Genomic DNA, 20227 nt, shown 5'->3' with positions numbered 1-20227 from the left:
TAGAGATGCTTTCGCTCATAGGTATCCGAGCTGTTCGAGTCTGGCAGACACCGATGCGTCGACGTCACCTTCCGATTTTCGTACCAACCACTGTTCCTGCTCGGGAGAGAGGTCTACAGTACTTCCACCCTCGATCTCCTCGCGGCCCCCATCCACGAGTTCGTAGTCACGTCGCGTGATCTCTTCGTCGGCCCACTTCGATTCGTACACGATCTGCCGATCGCCGTCTATCACGCCGACCTTTCGGGTGGCGAGTTCGTCGATCATGGGCGAATCGTACCGCTCGCGAAGCTTCGAGACGTTCCACGTCGGTCCGTCGGCGGTCATGATCACCGCCCCGTCTGTCGTACTCTCGGTTTGAACACACTGAACGAACTCGTCGCTACTCGTGATCTCGCCCGTCGTAGTTCGTTCGATAGCTTTCGAGAGTCCGAGCCAACTCACCGGCTCCGTAACGGACGTTCGTCCTCCCTCCCACGAATCGGGAAACCGTACGAACAGGGGGACATGGACCCCAGCGGGATGCAGGGATGTGTGATGCCCGACCATCTCCTCCTCACCGAACAGCTGTCCATGATCACCGGTGATGACGAACAGGGAGTCACGAACAGCTTCCTCGTCCAGACCGGTGATCCACCGCTCTATCTGGATGTCGAGATAGCGAATCTGTGCGTCGTAGACATCTCTTTTGCGTGCAAACACGTCGTCCCAGGAGTGATACACGTCCTGTGAGTCGGTCGGCGGTGAATCGGGTTCCTTGAAGAGGTAGATCTTGTTGTCCTTCAACGCCGACAGCGCCTTTCGTTCGCGTGAGGAGACCGAGATGCCGACCCCCTTCTCGCCCGCCTTCGGCGGTGCGTTGTGGGGGTTGTGCGTATCCAGCAGGTTCACTGCACAGAGAACCGGTTCGGACGAAGTGTTCTCCGTGTACGAATCGAGATGGGAGAACACTCGATCCCCGTGGTGCGGATACCGGGTCTTCGATTTCGAGGCCGCATACGAGATCGGGCCGTACAACGCGTTGGGTATGTTACGCGCTCGATTCGGATGTGATGCGAGTGCTCGAAGCGCTTCGAGCGCGTTGTCGGCCGTTATCTCGTCGACAGCGTGTTCGAGTGCGAAGTCCGAACTGAACAGTTTCGAATTGATGAAGTCGTCTACGTAATCGATGTTGTGATGAAAGCCGAAGTGGGCGCTGAACGTTGGGTTTTCACTGAACAGTGCTGTCCGATACCCCTCCTCTCGTGCGATCTTTGGAAGTGTTGCTTGGTTCTTCGAAACCCCCTCTCCCCTGCGTGTTACATCGTGTTCGACTGGGGTTTTTCGAGAGTAAAGCGAGGCATGGGAGGGTAGCGTCCACGTGCTCGGCGCGTAACACCGTTCGAACGTAGCTTCGGAACTAGTGATCGAGAACGGCATCGTCCTCTGATCAACGCTCGAGGCTCGCAAACAATCCCCGATCAGGACAAATATATCTGGCTGCGTCATATACTCTCAACTTCTTCTGGGACGTATAAGGTTAACTTACGATACCCATCCATCTTCGTTTTTCTAGTCTCTATCTCCTCCGTAGCGACTAAGGCGTTAATTCCCCGCAAGATCGACAATAGGGTATTTTTACCACTATGCGATATCTACTGATCAGAACGGACAACGACTCTCAAGATGACAGATAAAAATATCGTATTAATCGTCATGGATACCGCGAGAGCGGATGTTCTTTCCGAGTCAGGTATCGGATCACTAGCCGAGGAACGACGATATCTCAATACGTTTGCCGCCTCTCCGTGGTCGCTCCCCTCACACGCATCGCTGTTCACCGGCACTCACTCTTCGAAACACGGCGCACACGCGGGCCACAAGAAACTCTCTACGGAACCCACGACCCTCGCCGAGGTCCTCGCCGACGAGGGCTACGAGACCGTCGCCGTCTCGAACAACACGTGGATCAGCGAGGAGTTCGGCTTCGCCCGCGGGTTCGAGACGTTCCACAAGACCTGGCAGTACGTCCAATCCGACACCGACCTCGGCGAGATCGCGCGAACCAAGGAAGGGACCGAGAAGCTCCGGGCCGTCGCGAGCAAACTCACCGAGGGCAACCCGCTGACCAACGTCGCGAACGCGATCTACGGGCGGTTCCTCCGAAGACAGCAAGACGACGGCGCGCGCGCGACCAACGAGTGGATCGGAGAGTGGCTCGATTCGCGCGATGGCTCCCGTCCATTCTTCCTCTTCGTCAACTACCTCGAACCTCATCTCGAATACCGCCCGCCCGAGGAGTTCGCCGAGCGATTCCTTCCCGCGGGCGTCTCCTACGACGAGGCGATGGACGTCCCACAGAACGCGTGGGCATACATCGCCGGTAAGACCGAGATGACCGATCGGGAGTTCAAGATCCTCCGTGGGCTCTATCGCGCCGAGCTTGCCTACCTCGATCACCGCATCGGCGAACTAAAGGCTTCGCTCGAAGCGGCCGGCGAGTGGGAGGACACGATCTTCGTCGTCACGGGCGATCACGGCGAGAACATCGGGGATCACGGGCTGATGGACCACCAGTACTGCCTCTACGACACCCTGTTGCACGTCCCGCTGATCGTCCACGGCGGTGCGTTCACGGGCGGCGGCCAGAGCAATCGGCTGGTCCAGCTCACGGATCTCGCCCCGACCCTCCTCGACGCTGCGGGAATCGATGCACCCGAGGCACGCGAGGGGTTCCAGGGCGTCTCGTTCCACCCGGACGCCGACACTGACCCACGCGAATACGCCATCGCGGAGTACATGGCTCCCCAGCCCTCGATGGAGGCGCTGGAAAAACGCGTCGGTGATCTCCCCGAGGAGGTCTCCGAGTACGACCGCTCGCTGCGGGCGATTCGCACCACCGAGTACAAGTTCATCCGCGGATCGGATGGCTCGCGCGAACTCTATCACGTGGCGACCGACCCAGGAGAACGGACCGACGTCGTCGGCGAGAACCCGGAGATCGAAAACGACCTCGAAACCGAACTCGACGACTGGCTCGACTCGTTCGAACACGCCGATGCGAGCGGGTCGGTCTCGATGTCCCGATCGACGAAGGACCGCCTGGAGGATCTCGGTTACTTGCAATAAGAGCGGACGACCCCTCGTCTCCGATCCGTTGTAGCGCCTTCGACCGGTAGCCGGGCAATCAGCGCAACACTCCGTCCGGAGCCGTGTGTCTGCGCATAGTCCGTGATCGACTCGATATTTCGGAATCGACCATGTCGTGAGTACACCCAAGGAATGTTGACGCCGCCCGACTCGCGATTGTCGTTTCGCTCGTTGATCGTCGAGCAGTATCTCGAAGACCAGTGCTGTCTGTCGTTACGGAACCCCGTCGACACACTCGATCAGATCGTCTTCCGTCGTCCACTCACAGAGCCGTCCGGCCCCGTCGAGAAGGTCAAAGATCGCGGTTTGCATCCCGCTATAGGGGTTTTCGGGATCGACGTCCGTATCGAGCTCGTTCGGATCCAATCCCTGATAGTCGCGTTTGAACACGTGTGTTTTGGCGAAATACCGTTCGAGCGCGGTAAAGTACCCCTGTTCGACGAGAAACCCGCCCCGACTGTGTTCGGCGATACCGACGATGTAGTCGGTGTAATCCGCGAGGAGACGGAACTTGAGATAGGTATTGGTCCACTCGCCACGGATATCGACCATCAGAAACGCATACGCGTTTTCGCGACGGTTGAGACGGTCTTTGACGAGTTGTAGCCGGTAGATCTCCGGGCGGCCGTAGCTCCCCAGAACGAAGTACGCGCGATCGGTGGTGAAGATCGCCGAGAGCTCGCCGACGGCTTGTTTGAGCGCCTCGTACTCCTCGGGTATGAGCAAGCGGTCGTGGAGATATCCCTCCGCTTTCTCGACCATCTCCTCGAGACGTGGCTCTTCCATCGGACGTATCGATCCGTCCTCATCTCTTTAATGTTGCTACCGATTCGTTACCCACATCGTATTTTACCGATTCGTCTACAGGCGAAACATTTTTGTGCGCTGTATAGTGTAGTACTACGTGATGAGCATCCCCGATCGGACGCCAGCCGATCTGAACCGTGAGCGCGAGCGGCTAAACGTCGTGACACAGGAGACGCGCTTTTCGTTAATTCAGGACGTACTGGGCCATCCGAGCGGGCTTCCGACCCTGAAGGAACTCGATTACGTGAATCCGAGCAAGAGCCAGACGACGATCCGCCAGCACCTCGAACGGCTCGTCGACACCGACGTCCTCGAGGTGGTCTCCCTGTCCGAGGACCGCCGCCGGAACGACCTCCCTTACCGGTTCTACGGTCTGAGCGAGGAGGGACGCCAGTTCCTCGAAGCCCACAAACTACTGCGTGCCGAAGACACGCTCCGGGAAATCTATGCACACGTCGAGAAAACGGATGCGATCGAACGATACGAAAACGCGCCCCGTCCCGGACGGTAGCCGACCCACGGTCGCCTATTCTCCTGTTCTACCGATCCCGTCGTATTTCGATAACGACATCAGATCGGTTCGAACCCCCTCGGTATCACCGTTCATCTACGTCTCGGGTGAGAGCAGCGCGCCGAGTTTTCCGAGGCCGAAGGGGGATCGTTCGTTGAATACTGATTACGTGTTTCAGTGAACCGACGAGTCACCCGGCCGTCGGATGTTCTATGTTGACACGTGTCGTTTATCCGTAGCGTACGACGTATTCCACTCGATCCGTTCGCCGGCTATCCGTCTGCAGACAGTCGTTCGAGCGTCCTCGTCGTCCGCTCGACGGTGTCGCTCCAGGTGAACTTTTCCTCGACGATCTCTCTGCCATCACCGTAGTGGCCCGAGAGCGCGCGATCTATCGCCCGAGCGAACCCGTCGACGTCGCCCACTGTCACTGTCGTCCCAGCCCCGTCAATCACGGGAGTGACCTGCTCCAAGTCCGAACACACTACAGGAACGTTGCACGCCATCGCCTCCAACACCGTCCGTGGAAGCCCCTCGGCCCGACTCGGCAATACGAGCACGTCGCCCGTCCGGTACAGCGCGGGCATCTCGTCGTACTCCACCTGTCCGAGGAACCGAACTACATCCTCCAATCCTCGATCCGCGACCTGTGCTTCGAGCGCCGCACGCATCGGTCCCTCGCCACACAGGTACAGTCGCGCGTCGGGGAACTCCTCGCGGACCCGTTCGAGGGCCGCGATCGCGTCCCCGGGTCGTTTGCCTTCGACCAGCCGCCCGACGAACAGCACGACGGGCCCGTCGTGATCGATCCGCTCGCTTGTCGGTCCTGCAGGTGTGAACCGCTCGGTGTCGACGCCGTTCGACACCACCTCGATGTAACTTTCGACGCCGAACCCCCGTACCCGATCCCTGTCCTCTTCCGTGTAGCAAAACACCGTATCGGCCCGGTTGAACGTCCAGCGTCCGATACTCTTCAGATACCAATCGAAGACCCACTCGGGTGCGTTCTGTGAGTACAGCCCGTGGTTCGTGATCGCGAGTGGGACGTCGCCGAACCGGCGCTTGAGCGCCGCGAGGTTCGTCGAGAAGTACAGGTGCGAGTGTGCGTGCAACACGTCGAACCCCTCGGCGTCGAGCAGGTGCTGTCCGATACCGGCCGAGATGTCGTTTCCGAGGAGTTCGACCGTCGACGGATACCGGATCAGCGTGTAGCCCGCGCGCTCCTCGACGTGCCGTTTCTCGGAACCGCTATCCACGGTCAGGACGGCCACGTCGTGGCCCATTGCGGCCTGATCCCGGCTTATCGCGTGGACGTGGTAGGGCCCGCCTCCCTTGACGTCCGGATAGGTCTTCTGAGCGACGCGGAGAATTCGCATACCGACGTTGGATCCTTAGTTGAAATCAATCTGCCGTTGTTCTATTCCGCCGGGTCGCCCGTGTCGGCGTCCGGATCCCGGCCGCGGACCAGCGCGTAGACGTCCGTCACGGCGAGCCACACCTGCCGGAGCACGATCTTCAGGTCGAACCAGAACGACTGGCGGCGGATGTACTCGAGGTCGTACCGCAACTTCCCTTCGGGGTCCGTGCTCGAGACCTCGTTGATCTGTGCGAGGCCGGTGAGGCCGGGCTTGACGAACCAGCGTTTTCGCCACTGGACGGCCTGCCGTTCGAGCAGCTCCTCCTCGTCGGTCCACACCGCACGCGGGCCGACGACGCTCATCTCGCCGGTGAAGATCGCCCAGAGCTGTGGCAGCTCGTCGAGGTGTGACTTCCGGAGGAGCCGTCCGACGCGGGTGATCCGATCGTTCTCCTCGTCGTCGACGGGGTCTACTGCTTCGCTATCCGGAAGCATCGTCCGGAACTTCCGAACCTCGAAGGTACCCCCCAGTCCGGCGGTGCGACTCTGCGTGTAGAAGACCGGGCCGGGGCTGTCGAGTCTGATCGCGAGCGCGATCAGGCCGAGCACGGGCCCGAAGACGAGCAACCCGACCGACGAGAAGGCGATGTCGAACCCGCGTTTGAAAAGGCGGTCCTGCCAGTCCCACGGTTCGAGGTCGACGGTCATCAGGTCGCCGGCGGTCTCCTCGGAGAGCAACACGCTGTCGGCGTGTTCCCGAAGGACCTTGGCCTCGACACCGTGCTGGTGACACACCTCGAGGACGCCGAAGAACTCCCCGCGATCCGTGTTCTCGAACGCGAGGACGACCGTATCGACGTTGTACCTGATCAGCACCTGCTCGAGCCGGGAGATCCCGCCGAGGCACTCGACGTTCCCGATCCGCGTCTGGAGGACGCCACCGTCGGCCATCACCGTCGGTTCGGTCGCGCCAGCCTCGACGGTGATCGGCGGCGCGAGATAGCCGATGACCGGCATGTCGACCGCCTTCATCGCCTGCTCTATCCTATCGGGGTCGTCGCCGACGACGAGCGCCCGGCCCGCGCGGGTCGACGGCCGGTTCCTGATCGCGAGGAACCACGCCGGAAGGACGAGGAACAGGATCGCTCCCGTGACGAACAGCGTCGCGCGCGGGAGGCGGTACGACCAGTTGAAGTAGCCGATCGTCGCGAGCGCGAACAGCGCCGTGAGCACGCGTTTTTCGGCGAGGAATATCGTATCGAGCGCGCGCCGGGGGCGGGGCTTGTACAGGGGGATCAGACAGACGAAGACGACCGCGACGCTCAACGCGAGCGCGACGAGCAGCCCCGTCCCGGAGAGCACGACGGGGTCGAGCCGACGAACCAGCGGGAGATATCCCGTCACGAACGCCTGCGTGATCGCGTGGTTCGCGACCAGCAACGCGAGCGTCGTGGCGGCGATCACCCCCCCAGTGCTCACCACCCTATATTGCCACCCCGAGAGCATCAGCTGAAAGAAGTATCGTCGGTGTAATAAGTATTATGTACGACAGTTGGATACTTCATCCAACTCGTTGACAGGATAGGATGCGGGTTCAGACAACTGGTTGAAACTTATCAACGGGATGGAAGACGGTTCAACGAAGCCGATCACGAGTGTTTTCAACTACCTGACTAGTAAATCCTATAGCTCTATCTCGACAGCTTTTTGAAATCACGTCACGCCGAGGGAGATATGAGCATTCTCGTCACGGGCGGGGCCGGCTTCATCGGCGGCCACATCGCCCAGCGATTCGTCGAACGAGGCCACGACGTCGTCGTCCTCGACAACTTCGAGCCGTACTACAACCTCGGGATCAAGGAACACACCGTCGAGCGTTGTCGCGAACTCGCTGCGGAGGGCGAGGGGAGCTACGACCTCGTCGACGCCGACCTGCGCGACGCCGACGTCGTCGACGACCTCGTCGGCGAGGCCGAGTACGTCTACCACCAGGCCGCCCAGGCGGGCGTGCGCACGAGCGTCGAGCAGCCGAAGAAGGTCAACGCGATCAACGTCGACGGGACGATCAACCTACTGGAGGCCGCGCGCAACAGCGATACCGAACGGGTGGTCGTCGCGAGTTCCTCGTCAGTTTATGGAAAACCCGAGTACCTCCCCTACGACGAGGAGCATCCCACGACGCCGGTCAGCCCCTACGGCGTCTCGAAGCTCGCGACCGAACAGTACGCGCGTGTCTACAATGAGGTCTACGGGCTTCCCACCGTGTCCTTACGGTATTTCACCGTCTACGGTCCACGTATGCGGCCGAACATGGCCATCTCGAACTTCGTCTCCCGGTGTCTCCACGGTGAGCCACCGGTCATCTACGGCGACGGCACCCAGACGAGGGACTTCACCTACGCTGACGACATCCTCTGGGCGAACGAGCAACTGTTGGAGACCGACGTCGCCGACGGCGAGATCATGAATGTGGGAAGCACGGACAACATCGAGATCAAGACCCTGGCCGAGGTCGTGCGTGATCAGCTCGCGCCCGAACTCGAACTCGAGTACGGCGAGCGAAACGACGCCGACGCCGAGCACACCCACGCCGACATCTCGAAGGCCAACGACCTGCTGGGCTACGAGCCGACGACGACGATCCGCGAGGGCGTCTCGCAGTTCATCGACTGGTACTGCGCCAACGAGGAGTGGTACGATCCGCTCGTCCGGAAGTCGTAGATCGATTCTAATGGTGATTCCAACTGTACGATAGCCGAAGGACTCGCCTCCCTCTCGTTTCGTAGCCGGTGTCCGTCGAACGTCCACTATATTAAGTGGTTCCCGACTAGGTCATCGGGCACCTACCCGTCACGTTCCTGCGTCGACCACCGCCGAGTTTGGCGAGGTCATGTCGAGGAAATCACTGACGGCCCGACTGCTGAGCTGTTACGGCGAGACTGTACACGAAAGTGCGCTCCCCGACGGCAGGGCGACGGAAACGGGTGGGAAACCCATACCGGCTCGTCGTCTCTGCGAGCGCGTTTACCGAATCCCTCCTTTCTTACGAGGACGTTTCCACCGAGAACTCTCCGGAGTGGATTCGGTCCTGGAGGTCGACGTTGATCGGCTTGTTCCACGCGCTCTCTCCGTCCGCGATCGGCCACGTATCGTGGTCGTTGTCGAACGTCAGGTTCACGTTCTGCCACACGAAGGCGTCTTGATACGCTTTCGGGAGATACTTCTTGAGGCAGAACAGCGTCGGGCGGCGATCACCGAACGACGACCGCTGGATCAAGATTCCTGCTGGAACGTCGACGCCCCGTTCTTTCAGGACGTCGTCGTTCAGGAGGACTTCCTTTACGTACTGTGGTCGCTCCGTCTCAGGGAGTTCGTTCATCTCCTCGTACACAGCCTGAAACTCCTCGGTAAAGAAGAAATCGACGAGCTCCATGTAGTACTCCCACATCTTCGCTCGAAGGTCGTCTCTGGTGAGGGATGCGTTCTGTTCGGTGCGGTGGTCGGTAGGTTCTACGTGCATGGGGTTCACCTCAGTCCCATCCGGCCCCACCACAGACGGAGAAGGCTCCGCCACAGCCACAGGCAGCCATGGGACTTGGCTGCTCGGGGAGTTCGATCATCTCATCGAACAGCGCCGGATCCTTGATCCGGATCCGATCCAGGAAGTCGGGTTCAATATCCGACAGCCGAGTGATCACGTTGGGCTGTTCGTACGGTTGCCCGAATTCGAGTTCGCGTCCCAGCTCCTCGTCGAAGTAGCGACTACTGATCCGAAATCCCTCCGGAACGTCGACGCCTGCCTCGCGCAACGCCTCCGGTGTTAGGTATTTCGCCCCTGCGGCGAGGCGTTCGTCGACGGGTGCCTCCCGGACTTTGTTCATCTGATCGATGTACTCTCGGGAGGTAATCACTTCAAGAACCTCGGAGAGGGTCTTTTCGACCTGTTCTCTGTCTGCTGGCATGGTTTTGCTCCAACAGCCTTAATACTCACACAGATATAACATTATCTATCGTTAATAATATCTATTTTTACAGTATATTCAGGAAAACTATCTGTTCGAAAAAGCTCGTCCGTTTAGAAAATATCATTGTAAATGGATTCGGTCCGGTCGCTCGATCGGCGACCGAGGCTGTTCTTTTAACTATCCCTCCACAGGATCGTTGAGACACAGCCGGGTGACCTCATCGAGCCCACGTTCGTTGGCCAGTTCACCCGCGTGGCGAACCAACGAGAGCGCCTGCCGCGCGTCGCCCCAGTTGTAGGCTGCCTTCCGGACGCCATACTCAAACGTGGCGTCGGGCATAGTTCCGTCGCGAAACGCACGCTTGACGTCAAAGTGGTGAGGCGACCTTCTGGTGCGCTCCGAACCGCTCATCGGGGACGACTATATCGAGGTGCCCGAAAAACCCGGTCTCAGCGTCGAATTAGACACGGACGTTGCCGAACAGTATGCGACTGGCGAGGGATCGATGTTCAGGTAATCGATTGCCATTACTATCTGATCAAGCGTCTCGGGGATCATCTACAAACGCAAATAAACGAGTTGGACCGTGTACCAATTCAATATGTCCGTGTGCCTCCAAAAGTTCTAGCCGGTTATATATACTATTGCGTGAGAACCCCGTTTCGTCCACTAAGTAGCCCTTCGTACAGAGTCCCCATGGTTCATCACCCCCTTGGCCTCGTTTCAGCACGTCTAAGATAGCCTGATCTGTCTTAGTAAGATCGTCGGCATCCATTGTCTCTGCGTGTCGTTGCATATAGTATAGTTGTTGTCTATGCGCAATAAGAATTGGCCTTCAATGTTGTCTTATAAGATGGGCGTATTGCACAAGATATAATAGACCGGTGATCGTCTAGTTAATCGGAAGCACGGTTCTAGCACAGAATCGATCTGGCCCGGTGCTAGTACACCGGACCGTGCTTCTCATGGAAGGAGAAGCAATGAACACTAGCCACCCAATCGCAGAAAACAGTATCGGCTCACCAACTCTCGAACAGCACGTCACGGGACCGCATTGGGAACTACCGTCGATCTCGAACGCGACCACCTACTGGCGCTGTACGTCCTGTAACCGCGAGTCCATCCGCGAAGAGGACCTCTACCGACCCACGTTCCACACCGCTGACTGCGAGGTCCACGAATGCTGATCACCGCGCCCGCCGACCAGCTCCTCACTGGCATTCCGATCCTCGAAACCCGCTGTAGCTACTGCAAGAGTACCCTTGGAGAGGGCGACCCCGTCAGCGCCTACGCAGTCCGGTACGCCGGCGACGAGAAGTGGTCCATTCCCCGTCTCTATTGTCGGGACTGCCAGTCGACCATCACCGACCCGACGCTCGGCGCGACCGAACTGCTGGCTGCGGGCCACCTCGGCGTAACGATGGACGCCGCGACCCAACAGACCGCCCTCACACTGCTGGGTATCGAACGGATCACCAAGAGCGCCCCGGAGGAGGGTCATGCCACGCTCTGAGGAGCCCACCGAAGAAACAGTCGAGACCCGTCTCGAGCGACTGGAACGCGAGATGCTCAGACAGGACTCACTCGAGATGGCCGCCATCCGCCGACTCCTCCACGGGTTGAACGACACCTCGACGGACACGGATCCGATCGCGAAGGTCGACGCGATCGTCGAGCGCATCGAGACGCTCGAGACCGAGGTCCATCACCTGCAAGCCCAGCTGCGCGCCCAGCGCAACCAGCGTACGGGCACCAAGAAGGAACGCGCCAAACGTCTCGCACGCGACGAGGTGCTTCGTCAGATCTCTCAAAATACAAACCCGATCGGCGAGGGTGGAGCCGTCGACGTTCCGACGGTGATCACGATGGGTCACGCGCTGGGCGTCGAGTTCACCCACAAGACCGTGGGTGACGCCTTTCGCGCACTCGCCACCCAGTGGGGTGCCTTCGAACTCCAGGCAGGCAGCGGCACGAAAGAGGGTGCGAACAAGCGCCTCGTCGCCACCGCTGAGGCGATCCCCGACGCCCTCTGGGAGCTCTACGACGCCGACACCGGTGAGAAAGCAAGCACGGAGAACGCTGTCGCCGAAAGTAGCGACGACGCGACCGAGGTGCGCTGAGATGCCCCTGTTTCAGCCCGTCGTCCCACCGCCCTTGTTCTAGGGCTCTCCCTCGCTTGTCTTGCCGTCTGTACTAAACGGTCGATGAGCGGTGGATCCATCGCCTCGTATCGCTTCGCATGGACGATACGAGGCGGTTGCGGCCACGTTCTCGCTACTTTCAATGAACGCGACCCAGTGACGCCTCTTAATCCGCCATAACGGACACCACTCCTGTTAGGGCGTCTGTGCGATAGCACGCTCCCAAGTGTCGACTAGCCCTTTATACCGCTGTTCTATCAACCAATCAAGCGCTTCAGTGTCCCCTGTCTCATCCGTCCGATCTGTCTCCTCGAGAATTTCATTCCCGATACCACTCGATCCCCGTAGTCGGTGGCCTCTACGTATCGGGCCGGAACGTACCGCTGGACCCGAGGAGACAACACCCTGTCTTCACACCGCTACTGATAACGATGGCGATGAGGGCGATTCCGATCCGTAATCACACCACGCTGTAACCAGCGACTACGGAGACGCCGCTCCCTCGTCGATCGCCTCGAACACCGCTTGGACGTCAGCTGGAAGCGACGCAGCGGCGTCAGCTACTACTGCGTTGGACGCCCCACTGAGTCGAAGGGACGAGAACTCGATGATCGCGTCAACGACCGCCTCGCCGATCTCCCCGTCGAATCTCTCCGTCGCCGTCCGTTTCATCTCCCGCTGGGCTTCGAGCCGTTCGAGGCGTTTCTCGAGATCCCGTTTCGAGGTCATTCGTCGGCCTCCCTCGACTGGCGATCCGCGTCGGGATCAGCGTCGACCACGATCGATCGCGTCCGCACTCATCGCCCCCTCGATGAACGCCCGGTCGATTCGCGCCCCGACGATTGCCCGCAGTTCGGTTTCGTTGTAGGGCGGGAAGAACACCTCCTCGCCGCCCATCGCGCTCTCGACCCGACTGTCCAGTCGTAGGTCGACTGTCAACAGCTCGTTGCTAATCAAAAACACCGAGAGGTTGAGATCCCGCGCGAGTTTGCCCTCCCCGCGTAAGAGTCGATAGAAGAAGTCGCTGGGATCGTAGTTCGCGTCGTGGCGGATGTGATCGATCTCGTCGAGGATCAACACCGTCCACTCGGGGTACGCCTCGAGACGATCCCAGATCGCCTCGAACACGCCATCGACCCCCACATGTGAGCCGCGCTTCTCTCCGCCGAGCGCCAGCAGGATCTCATTGGCGACACTGAAGATCGACCGACACTCCTTTAGGTTGACATACTCGACGCCGAACTTGGAGTGTCGAGCGGCGAACTCCTGACAGAGCCGTCTCGTGGTGGTCGTCTTCCCAGTACCTGGCGGCCCGTAGATCGACACCGTCGTCGGGAGATACCCCTCTGTAACGCCGGTGAGGATCGTCGCTAACGCCCGCTCTTGGTCGGTTCGGGGGATAATCTCATCCGGCTCCGACAGGGGATTGAGTACGCTCTTGTCGGCGAACACCGAGTCATCCGCGGCCACATCGTCGAAGAGATCATCGTAGCGTGACATAGGTGCGGTTCACTGACCGAGTTTCCAGACGAATTACGAGTATATACTCGAAGCCGAAACCGCTTCCGATCGATCGTCGCCGGAACCGACCGGATCGGTACGTGAGCACTACCACTAGCGAAGATCTGCTGTCTATGCCACTTTCCTCCGGCGAACACCGCGCCACTCTCCCGTCGCTATGTCTACCTCTTCGTCGATGGCGCTGACTCTCCCAAGGACATACCGCGTCCACGGGTAGCGGTCGACCAGCGGTCGTCCGTCGATCTCGTACTGTTCAATGATCGAATCAAGGCCGAGGACCCGTCCTGGGCGTGAAACGGTTCCGTGTCTGCGCCCGTATAGAGGTCCAATACGTGGTCATTACTGAGCGAGGAATAGATACCGGTTGTCGCGGCGATTCAATGGTGACGACCGTTTCGGGTAGCTTCTCCTCCTATGTCGCCTCTTCAGAGAGGCGTGACTCGACACTGACACCGATCTGGCTGATCGGATCGTCGAAGTCCTCCCACCAGAGCTCGCCCGTAGGATCGATATAGATGCGCTCGATCGTCCCGTCGTCCGATGCTGCCGCCTCCCCGTAAGCCGTGTCAGCGGTGATCTCGCCGCTTGCGGTAGCCCTATCCGTCATGAGTATGAGGCCGAGTCCGCCTGTCGCAAGGAGGCCACCTGTACCAGCATTCTTAAGAACTGTTCGTCTGTTTATGGTTGATGACACAGTACGTCACGATATAGGTGTATCACTACTAAGTACTATCCTCTAAGATCTAAACGTCATCGCGGAGTTTTCAGCATTCGAAAAACCGATGTGTATCGAAGAAGGGCTGAGATGAGAATTCTGGGTCAGTTAGTTGACCTATGTCACATTCTGAACTAGGAATGATCGGTGATACAGTCTCTTTCTCTTCTGTGACTCCTAACTATTCTCCCGCCCGTAACGAGTTCGACATGATGTAGGCTGCGATGGTAGCACAGACCATGAGCCCGAGCCGAACGTTATCCCGCCAGTACTCCGTGTCCACTCCCTTGATCGACATCGTCGAGGTATCCGACGCCGAGAAGAACAGCTCCGGATAGTAGTAGACGGCTAACGCTGCAGCACCGATAGCCACCACGAGTACGACCGTTAGGAGATCGTTGAGGAGGCGAGCCATCCTGTTTCACCCTACAAGGGTATCGCTGTAACTATAGTCTATTGGGACTTGCTATTCGGGACATCCACCCAGAGACGGAGTTCAGTTGTGATTCGTACGCTTCAGATTCATGTCTGCAACTATCCGCTAAACGCTAAGGGGCTACAGATACGGTACCTCTTCACGATGCGACCATGAGTTCGACTCGGCCAACCGGATCAAGCCTCGCGGAACTGCTCGACCGAATTCTCGATAAGGGAATTATCGTTGATCTCCGGGATCGTGTCTCCCTACTGGGGCTCGAGATCATCACGGTCGAAGCCCGTCTCGTGATCGGATCCATCGAGACGTTCCTCTCCTACGCGAGGACGATCTCAACGATGGCAGCCACGACAGAACCCTACGGTAACCTCTAGATCAGTGCCGTTGAAAGCGATTCCGCGGCATTCGCCCCGATGTTACGACTCTTGAACCCGGAACCTCGGCCGGTCGAACGGGTCTTCAGGCAGTCAACCCCGTCTCCGTATTTTCGTCGCTGTCATACTGCTTTGTACTAGGACCGTCGTGAAACGTGGAGACCAGTTAGTTCGAGGGCAGATTTCTAACCGTTTCGACTACGACATCGACGCCGATCTGGAGCGCTTCCTCGTCGATGTCGAACCGCGACGTATGGTGTCCCGATGGATTACTGGCACCGACCCCGATATAGGTCGCCTCCCCCCCATTTTCCTGGACGCGTTTGATCAGATACGATGCGTCTTCACTCGCTCCGATGTCCTCTCGGTCAACGATCGTCGTTACGGATTCGACCGACTGTGCTGCGTCAGCAACTACCGATACGAGTCCATCGTCGGCTTCGAACGTCGTCGTCTTACCGTAGAGTGTCGTGCTGTATTCGGTATCGTACATCCCTGCGGCGTGCTCCAAAACACGATCAGCCGACTCGAGCATGTATTCATTCAAATCCGCGGTCTCCCCACGCACTTCGACTCGCATTCGAGCGTGGTCGGAGATCACGTTCTGTGCGTTCGGTGAGTGAACTTGGCCGACGTTGATGCGCGTGGCCCCCTCCTCGTGTCGAGGGATCGCGTAGAGGTTTTGAATCGCAGTCGCCGCGGACTGAAGCGCGTTGTGCCCCTCGTTTGGCGCTTTTCCAGCGTGCGCCGGTTCACCACGAAAGTCGACGTCGATCTTCGCGTTCGAGAGTGGACGTTCGTAGCCCGCGATGATTTTCCCGGTTTCGTTGTCCAAGCCCAGATGCAGTGCGATGAAGTACTCGATGTCGTCGAGATGCTTCGTTTTGCTCATCGGGAGGCCGCCACGTCCGCCTTCCTCTGCCGGCTGGAAGAATATCTTTAGTGTCCCATCGAATCCCCCATCGATGGCAAGTGCACGGGCGACACCCACGCCGATACTCGTATGCCCGTCATGGCCACAGGCGTGCATTTCGTTCGGATGCCGGCTCGCGAACCCCTCGTTAGCAGGCCGGTGGTCCGAGCCGGTCGCTTCGGTCATCTCGAGCGCGTCCATATCGACTCGGAGCCCGACGACCGGTCCGCGTCCATCGCCGAACGTCTTCTCCGCAACGAGTCCCGTAATATGCCCCATTCGCTCAAGATATGCCTCGGGTGCTCCCTCGTCGCGAGCGCGCGTGCGAGCCCCCTCGATCTCGGCGTGATCCGGCACGCCGAGACGCTCAGTACTGTCGATCGCATCCTCTCCGAGATGGACGGTATATCCCCGTTCTTCGAGTTCCTCTGCGACGTACGCTGTCGTCCGAAATTCCTTCCACCCTGCTTCGGGATATTTGTGAAGCTCTCGGCGCAAGTCCGACAGCGAAAGGTCACTGATCGTAGCCATACGCCCGAGTGCTGAGCCTGTACTAATAAACGTTCTCAGGGGAGTGTTCGGACACCCGGGTATCGATATCTTTGTTTCCCGTGGGATCGACTCCTGGATCGATGATTCACCGCTCTCACTCGCATCTCGCTTCCCCCGTTGCGTGGCTGGCGAAGCCGTATCCCGAAATCGTCGATATCGCCGAAAACGACGGCTCGGTACTGATCGTCCCCGTCGGGAGTCTCGAACAGCATGGCTACCACCTCCCGGTCGCAACGGATACACTTCTGGCTACCGCGGTCGCTCATGCTGCGGCCGAAGACGTCCACGAATCGCTTCCGGTTCTCGTCACACCGCCGATCTGGTCGGGATGCTCCCCACATCATCTCCCGTTCGGTGCGACCATCTCGTTAGAAACAGCGACGCTTCTCGAGGTCCTCTCGGACGTCGCCGGGAGGGCGCTCGAAAACGGTTTCGACGCGTTACTCTTTCTGAACGGCCATGGTGGAAACATGCCGGTCATCTCTAGTGCTGTCAGCGACGCCGGACACGAACATCCCGACCGCGAAGTCCTCGGGTTGTCGTACTTTCATCTCGCTCGCGCAGTAATCGATGAGGTTCGTGAGAGTGACCCAGGGGGTATTTCCCACGGGGGCGAGTTCGAGACATCACTCATGATGCATCTCTATCCGGAACTCGTTGACGAGACGCAGCTAGAGGGAACGCAACGCGACGAGCCGTATGACCTCGGTCGCCAGGACCTCTTTGCGGATGGACCGCTCTCGGTTTACAGGACCTTCGACGAGTACAGCCACTCCGGAGCTATTGGTGCGCCTGAACTCGCCACGGCCGAGAAAGGAAAGCGACTGTTCGTGCACATAGAAACCGAGCTCAGCGATCTCTTATCCGAGATCCATACCCAGAATAGCACTCGGAAGTGACGAACGCCCTTCAGTCGTCCGAAACTGTCCTCGTCTTCTTTTGGTGATCGTCCATCGCTTTCAGTGTGCGCTTCTCCAAGGATTCGAGGTTGTGTTTGCGGGCCGTTTCCAACGCCTCTTCGTACTCCGGTTCCTGCACGAACGAGATGGCGAAAAAGAGGATAATGGAGAGTGGCAACCCGACGAAGACCGGATGGAGGCCCATGTACTCGGCGGTATCCGCGAAATAACCGGCCCACCACCAGATAACGGTCGTTCCGGCACCGATGGCGAGACTCCAGAAAGCGGCGTCCGCCGTTCCGCGAGGCCAGTAGAACACGGCGAGCCAGGGAACGAGCACACCGCCACTCAGAGCGACAGCGCCGAACACGATGAGGTCGATGATCCCCGGAACTACCAGAGCAAGAGCGAGCGAAAACACCATGAGTCCGATCACGGCAATTCGAGAGATCAGTTGTTGTTGCTCGTTCGTTGCTTCCGGGTTCATGTATCGAAGGTAGATGTCGTCGACGATGTTCGAGGAGCCCGATAGCAGGAAACTGTCACCGCTACTCATCACTGCCGCCGCCAAGGCAGCGAGGAGGATCCCGGCGAGCCACGTCGGCAGTATATCGAGGGCCATCTGTGGCATGATGAGCTGTGGATCGGCGATATCGGAATACATGACGAGACCCATCACACCGATGAGGAGTGGAATCGGGATGAACGCGAACCCGATAACGCCGTTTAGCACTGTTCCGATGAATCCGTCACGACCACTCCGCGCGGACATGATCCGCTGGAGATAGCCCTGCCGAACGAGGAGCGTTGGAACGAGCGTGACGATGTATCCGGCGATGAGCGTCCATTCCATCGAGAAGAGATTGAACGCGTCCGGTGCAACGGCCGTCACCTCCGTCGTCATCGTCGACCACCCACCGAACTGGGTGATCCCGAAGACGGTGAGTATCCAGAGGCCGATAAACAGGATCACGCCTTGGATGAAGTCGGTCCACATCACGGCCGACATCCCGCCCATTGCCGTGTACGTCGTGATGATAATCGCACCGATAACTGCGGCTTGTGTAACGGTGAGCAGATCAGCGAACAGGAAACTGATGATCGTCCCCGCCGCTAACCACTGTGCCCCGAGTGTACTGATAAATCGGAGCAGATAGAACGGAATGGCGACCACCCGTGTCTTCTCGTCGTACCGGTCTTCGAGCATTGAGGGAATCGTGATGTTCTTCGTTTTCGGGAGCTTATGACCGAGCAACACAGCGACGACGAACGCGCTTCCGAGAGAGATCCCGTAGCTCCAAAAGGCGGTAATACTCTGTTCGCTAAAGGTGGATGCGGTCAGTCCGATGGTCCCCCCCGCTCCGATCGCCGTCGCGAAAAACGACATCGCGACGAGATACCAGCCTGCGCCTTTTCCGGCGAGAAAATAGTCCTGTAGGCTGTTCATGTCTTTTTTGTGGAAGAAATACCCGATACCGAGCATCGCAACGATATATATCATTACGATGCCAACTAAAATTACTTGAACCATGTCACGCCGAACCATGCGAAACAATCCGAGATATACCTTCCGATCGTTATATTCGGCGTTATTTTATCGGTATTTTGAAATCCTCTGAATATACTCGTTGTTTGGTATCGGACGAGCTCTGGTGTGCGTACTGTTATCGTTTCCGATGGGAATATAACTCGGTCGTGAAAACGTAGGAACGTGCCTACACCTACCGCAACCGATACGCAACCGACGCTCGGAACCCCGATCGAGGCGATCGAAACCCCGGCGTTAGTCGTTGATCTCGATGCAATGGATCGCAACATCGAGTGGTACGCTACCTTCGCCGAGGAGCACGGCGTTCGCCTCCGATCACACGTGAAAACACACAAAACGCCGGCACTCGCGCACAAGCAGCACGACCGGACGAACGGCGGTATCTGCTGTCAAACCCTCAGTGAGGCGGAGGTGATGGCGAGCGGTGGAATCGACGATATCTATCTCTCGTATATGGTCGTTGGCGAACGCAAACTGAACCGACTCCTGTATCTCGCAGATGAGCTGTCGTCGTTTGCTACGACGGTCGATGGGCGTGGGAACGTCGACCCTCTTCAATCCGCCGCGGCGGACTACGGTACGACCATCGATGTGATCATGGAAATCGACATCGGACTGGGCCGGACCGGTGTTCCGACTCGCGAACAGGCGATCGAACTCGCCGCGTACATCAGTGATCAGCCGAACCTCTCGTTTCGAGGTCTCCTCGCGTACGAGGCGCATATCAAACACGAGGCCGAATCGGCGGCTGATTTCGAACGACTCTGTGAGCAAGCGATGGACGACACGGCAGCCATCGTCGCCGCTCTCGAAGCGCACGATATCGACGTTCCCGAGGTCAAAGTCGGTGGTACCGCGACCTCGTTATACAGTGGGACACATCCGGTCGTAACCGAGATCAATCCCGGGATGTATCCGTTCATGGACGTCGGCGAACTCGAACTCCGGCCCTGGGAGGTGTCATTCGGGGATTGTGCCGCAACGGTGCTTTCGACCGTCATTTCGGTTCCCGATTCCGGCCGTGCCGTGATCGACGCAGGGAGCAAGAGCCTCGGCATGGATAAACCCCAGCAGCCGGTCGTAAAAGACCGAGATGGGGTCACGTACGTCGCTTCGTCCGAAGAACACGGCTGGCTCGATACGAGCGATAGAGACGAACCGCTCACGGTCGGGGATCGCGTCTCGCTCGTCGTCCCGCACGTCTGTACGACGGTCAACCTCTACGATACGATCGTCGGTGTCCGCGAGGGACGCGTTACTGCCGTTTGGAACGTTCAAGCCCGTGGCAAAGTGAAATGATACACAACCACTCCCGATCTGGCAGAAGCGGTCGACAGGACGGCATGGCTGTACACGTC

At 58.8% G+C, this 20227-nt stretch carries 21 protein-coding genes and 1 pseudogene; 9 read left to right on the top strand and 13 right to left on the bottom strand.

The genetic code is table 11. The features are described 5' to 3' along the window. Positions 1-15: 15 nt before the first annotated feature. Positions 16-1488, bottom strand: coding sequence for a sulfatase-like hydrolase/transferase (locus QRT08_RS15790; protein ID WP_286046933.1), 1473 nt, complete (start codon positions 1486-1488; stop codon positions 16-18). A gap of 177 nt (positions 1489-1665) precedes the next feature. Between QRT08_RS15790 and QRT08_RS15785 the strand changes: the two genes are divergently transcribed. After that, the gene (locus QRT08_RS15785) at positions 1666-3108 is read left to right on the top strand and encodes a sulfatase family protein (RefSeq protein WP_286046932.1); all 1443 of its coding nucleotides are present in this window, start codon (positions 1666-1668) and stop codon (positions 3106-3108) included. A gap of 234 nt (positions 3109-3342) precedes the next feature. On the opposite strand, the gene QRT08_RS15780 is transcribed toward QRT08_RS15785, so the two are convergent. Then, positions 3343-3915 (bottom strand): DUF8170 family protein, encoded by a 573-nt coding sequence (locus QRT08_RS15780; RefSeq protein ID WP_286046931.1) that lies wholly within the window; start codon positions 3913-3915, stop codon positions 3343-3345. Positions 3916-4036: 121 nt separating this feature from the next. Between QRT08_RS15780 and QRT08_RS15775 the strand changes: the two genes are divergently transcribed. After that, positions 4037-4447 carry a helix-turn-helix domain-containing protein gene (locus tag QRT08_RS15775; protein WP_286046930.1) on the top strand — a complete coding sequence of 137 codons (411 nt, stop codon included), beginning with the start codon at positions 4037-4039 and terminating at the stop codon, positions 4445-4447. A gap of 272 nt (positions 4448-4719) precedes the next feature. Here QRT08_RS15775 and QRT08_RS15770 read toward each other — a convergent pair whose 3' ends face one another. Then, positions 4720-5823 carry a glycosyltransferase family 4 protein gene (locus QRT08_RS15770; RefSeq protein ID WP_286046929.1) on the bottom strand — a complete coding sequence of 368 codons (1104 nt, stop codon included), beginning with the start codon at positions 5821-5823 and terminating at the stop codon, positions 4720-4722. Positions 5824-5864: 41 nt separating this feature from the next. Then, a complete protein-coding gene (locus QRT08_RS15765; protein WP_286046928.1) occupies positions 5865-7310 on the bottom strand; it encodes a sugar transferase in 1446 nt (481 codons plus the stop codon). Between the two features lie 228 nt (positions 7311-7538). Here QRT08_RS15765 and QRT08_RS15760 point away from each other — a divergent pair, with 228 nt between their 5' ends. Continuing rightward, entirely contained in the window at positions 7539-8525 is a 987-nt protein-coding gene (locus QRT08_RS15760) for an SDR family NAD(P)-dependent oxidoreductase (RefSeq protein WP_286046927.1), read from the top strand. Positions 8526-8847: 322 nt separating this feature from the next. Here the strand turns inward: QRT08_RS15760 and QRT08_RS15755 are convergent, their stop codons facing one another. The 3 genes from QRT08_RS15755 to QRT08_RS15745 all read right to left on the bottom strand — a co-directional run bounded on the left by QRT08_RS15755 (position 8848) and on the right by QRT08_RS15745 (position 10180). After that, complete coding sequence (locus QRT08_RS15755) at positions 8848-9384, bottom strand: hypothetical protein (protein ID WP_286046926.1); 537 nt, start codon at positions 9382-9384, stop codon at positions 8848-8850. Further along, positions 9335-9766, bottom strand: a complete 432-nt coding sequence (locus tag QRT08_RS15750) for a hypothetical protein (RefSeq protein WP_286046925.1) — start codon at positions 9764-9766, stop codon at positions 9335-9337. The genes QRT08_RS15755 and QRT08_RS15750 overlap by 50 nt, the downstream gene beginning before the upstream one ends. A gap of 180 nt (positions 9767-9946) precedes the next feature. After that, positions 9947-10180, bottom strand: coding sequence for a hypothetical protein (locus QRT08_RS15745; RefSeq protein WP_483299972.1), 234 nt, complete (start codon positions 10178-10180; stop codon positions 9947-9949). A gap of 569 nt (positions 10181-10749) precedes the next feature. On the opposite strand from QRT08_RS15745, the gene QRT08_RS15740 reads away from it, so the two are divergent. Genes QRT08_RS15740 through QRT08_RS15730 form a run of 3 tightly spaced genes read left to right on the top strand, consistent with a single transcriptional unit; the run spans position 10750 to position 11889 of the window. After that, positions 10750-10956 carry a DUF8118 domain-containing protein gene (locus tag QRT08_RS15740; RefSeq protein ID WP_286046923.1) on the top strand — a complete coding sequence of 69 codons (207 nt, stop codon included), beginning with the start codon at positions 10750-10752 and terminating at the stop codon, positions 10954-10956. Continuing rightward, positions 10950-11282 (top strand): DUF8112 family protein, encoded by a 333-nt coding sequence (locus QRT08_RS15735; RefSeq protein WP_286046922.1) that lies wholly within the window; start codon positions 10950-10952, stop codon positions 11280-11282. The genes QRT08_RS15740 and QRT08_RS15735 overlap by 7 nt, the downstream gene beginning before the upstream one ends. Further along, positions 11269-11889 carry a hypothetical protein gene (locus tag QRT08_RS15730; protein WP_286046921.1) on the top strand — a complete coding sequence of 207 codons (621 nt, stop codon included), beginning with the start codon at positions 11269-11271 and terminating at the stop codon, positions 11887-11889. Before QRT08_RS15735 ends, QRT08_RS15730 begins: the two co-directional genes overlap by 14 nt. A gap of 504 nt (positions 11890-12393) precedes the next feature. On the opposite strand, the gene QRT08_RS15725 is transcribed toward QRT08_RS15730, so the two are convergent. The 4 genes and pseudogenes from QRT08_RS15725 to QRT08_RS15710 all read right to left on the bottom strand — a co-directional run bounded on the left by QRT08_RS15725 (position 12394) and on the right by QRT08_RS15710 (position 14561). Continuing rightward, positions 12394-12639: a hypothetical protein gene (locus QRT08_RS15725; protein ID WP_286046920.1), complete on the bottom strand. Its 246-nt coding sequence runs from the start codon at positions 12637-12639 to the stop codon at positions 12394-12396. Between the two features lie 45 nt (positions 12640-12684). Continuing rightward, positions 12685-13410 (bottom strand): annotated as a pseudogene (locus QRT08_RS15720) (Cdc6/Cdc18 family protein); the annotation flags it as partial. Between the two features lie 433 nt (positions 13411-13843). Further along, the gene (locus QRT08_RS15715; RefSeq protein ID WP_286046918.1) at positions 13844-14125 is read right to left on the bottom strand and encodes a twin-arginine translocation signal domain-containing protein; all 282 of its coding nucleotides are present in this window, start codon (positions 14123-14125) and stop codon (positions 13844-13846) included. A gap of 202 nt (positions 14126-14327) precedes the next feature. Continuing rightward, positions 14328-14561 carry a hypothetical protein gene (locus QRT08_RS15710; protein ID WP_286046917.1) on the bottom strand — a complete coding sequence of 78 codons (234 nt, stop codon included), beginning with the start codon at positions 14559-14561 and terminating at the stop codon, positions 14328-14330. Positions 14562-14734: 173 nt separating this feature from the next. On the opposite strand from QRT08_RS15710, the gene gvpJ reads away from it, so the two are divergent. Next, positions 14735-14956: a gas vesicle protein GvpJ gene (gene gvpJ / locus QRT08_RS15705; protein WP_286046916.1), complete on the top strand. Its 222-nt coding sequence runs from the start codon at positions 14735-14737 to the stop codon at positions 14954-14956. A gap of 166 nt (positions 14957-15122) precedes the next feature. On the opposite strand, the gene QRT08_RS15700 is transcribed toward gvpJ, so the two are convergent. Further along, entirely contained in the window at positions 15123-16400 is a 1278-nt protein-coding gene (locus QRT08_RS15700; protein WP_286046915.1) for an amidohydrolase, read from the bottom strand. Between the two features lie 101 nt (positions 16401-16501). Between QRT08_RS15700 and QRT08_RS15695 the strand changes: the two genes are divergently transcribed. Further along, positions 16502-17320 (top strand): creatininase family protein, encoded by an 819-nt coding sequence (locus QRT08_RS15695; protein ID WP_286046914.1) that lies wholly within the window; start codon positions 16502-16504, stop codon positions 17318-17320. Positions 17321-17330: 10 nt separating this feature from the next. On the opposite strand, the gene QRT08_RS15690 is transcribed toward QRT08_RS15695, so the two are convergent. After that, on the bottom strand, positions 17331-18851 hold the full coding sequence (locus QRT08_RS15690; RefSeq protein WP_286046913.1) for a sodium:solute symporter family protein: 1521 nt from the start codon (positions 18849-18851) through the stop codon (positions 17331-17333). Between the two features lie 180 nt (positions 18852-19031). On the opposite strand from QRT08_RS15690, the gene QRT08_RS18925 reads away from it, so the two are divergent. Further along, positions 19032-20168, top strand: coding sequence for an alanine racemase (locus QRT08_RS18925; RefSeq protein ID WP_286046912.1), 1137 nt, complete (start codon positions 19032-19034; stop codon positions 20166-20168). The last annotated feature ends 59 nt before the right edge of the window (positions 20169-20227 follow it).

Source organism: Halalkalicoccus sp. NIPERK01, assembly GCF_030287405.1.
Taxonomy (GTDB): domain Archaea; phylum Halobacteriota; class Halobacteria; order Halobacteriales; family Halalkalicoccaceae; genus Halalkalicoccus.
This window is presented reverse-complemented; position numbering and strand designations above follow the sequence as displayed.

Excerpts from the sequence above, each read along its gene's own strand:
- QRT08_RS15765 (WP_286046928.1), bottom strand. The coding sequence starts at position 7,310 with ATGCTCTCGGGGTGGCAATATAGGGTGGTGAGCACTGGGGGGGTGATC.
- QRT08_RS15770 (WP_286046929.1), bottom strand. The coding sequence starts at position 5,823 with ATGCGAATTCTCCGCGTCGCTCAGAAGACCTATCCGGACGTCAAGGGA.
- QRT08_RS15690 (WP_286046913.1), bottom strand. The coding sequence starts at position 18,851 with ATGGTTCAAGTAATTTTAGTTGGCATCGTAATGATATATATCGTTGCG.
- QRT08_RS15695 (WP_286046914.1), top strand. The coding sequence starts at position 16,502 with ATGATTCACCGCTCTCACTCGCATCTCGCTTCCCCCGTTGCGTGGCTG.
- QRT08_RS15790 (WP_286046933.1), bottom strand. The coding sequence starts at position 1,488 with ATGACGCAGCCAGATATATTTGTCCTGATCGGGGATTGTTTGCGAGCC.
- QRT08_RS15745 (WP_483299972.1), bottom strand. The coding sequence starts at position 10,180 with ATGAGCGGTTCGGAGCGCACCAGAAGGTCGCCTCACCACTTTGACGTC.
- QRT08_RS15730 (WP_286046921.1), top strand. The coding sequence starts at position 11,269 with ATGCCACGCTCTGAGGAGCCCACCGAAGAAACAGTCGAGACCCGTCTC.
- QRT08_RS15700 (WP_286046915.1), bottom strand. The coding sequence starts at position 16,400 with ATGGCTACGATCAGTGACCTTTCGCTGTCGGACTTGCGCCGAGAGCTT.
- gvpJ (WP_286046916.1), top strand. The coding sequence starts at position 14,735 with ATGAGTTCGACTCGGCCAACCGGATCAAGCCTCGCGGAACTGCTCGAC.
- QRT08_RS15780 (WP_286046931.1), bottom strand. The coding sequence starts at position 3,915 with ATGGAAGAGCCACGTCTCGAGGAGATGGTCGAGAAAGCGGAGGGATAT.
- QRT08_RS15785 (WP_286046932.1), top strand. The coding sequence starts at position 1,666 with ATGACAGATAAAAATATCGTATTAATCGTCATGGATACCGCGAGAGCG.
- QRT08_RS15775 (WP_286046930.1), top strand. The coding sequence starts at position 4,037 with ATGAGCATCCCCGATCGGACGCCAGCCGATCTGAACCGTGAGCGCGAG.
- QRT08_RS15740 (WP_286046923.1), top strand. The coding sequence starts at position 10,750 with ATGAACACTAGCCACCCAATCGCAGAAAACAGTATCGGCTCACCAACT.
- QRT08_RS15735 (WP_286046922.1), top strand. The coding sequence starts at position 10,950 with ATGCTGATCACCGCGCCCGCCGACCAGCTCCTCACTGGCATTCCGATC.
- QRT08_RS15710 (WP_286046917.1), bottom strand. The coding sequence starts at position 14,561 with ATGGCTCGCCTCCTCAACGATCTCCTAACGGTCGTACTCGTGGTGGCT.
- QRT08_RS15725 (WP_286046920.1), bottom strand. The coding sequence starts at position 12,639 with ATGACCTCGAAACGGGATCTCGAGAAACGCCTCGAACGGCTCGAAGCC.
- QRT08_RS15750 (WP_286046925.1), bottom strand. The coding sequence starts at position 9,766 with ATGCCAGCAGACAGAGAACAGGTCGAAAAGACCCTCTCCGAGGTTCTT.
- QRT08_RS15760 (WP_286046927.1), top strand. The coding sequence starts at position 7,539 with ATGAGCATTCTCGTCACGGGCGGGGCCGGCTTCATCGGCGGCCACATC.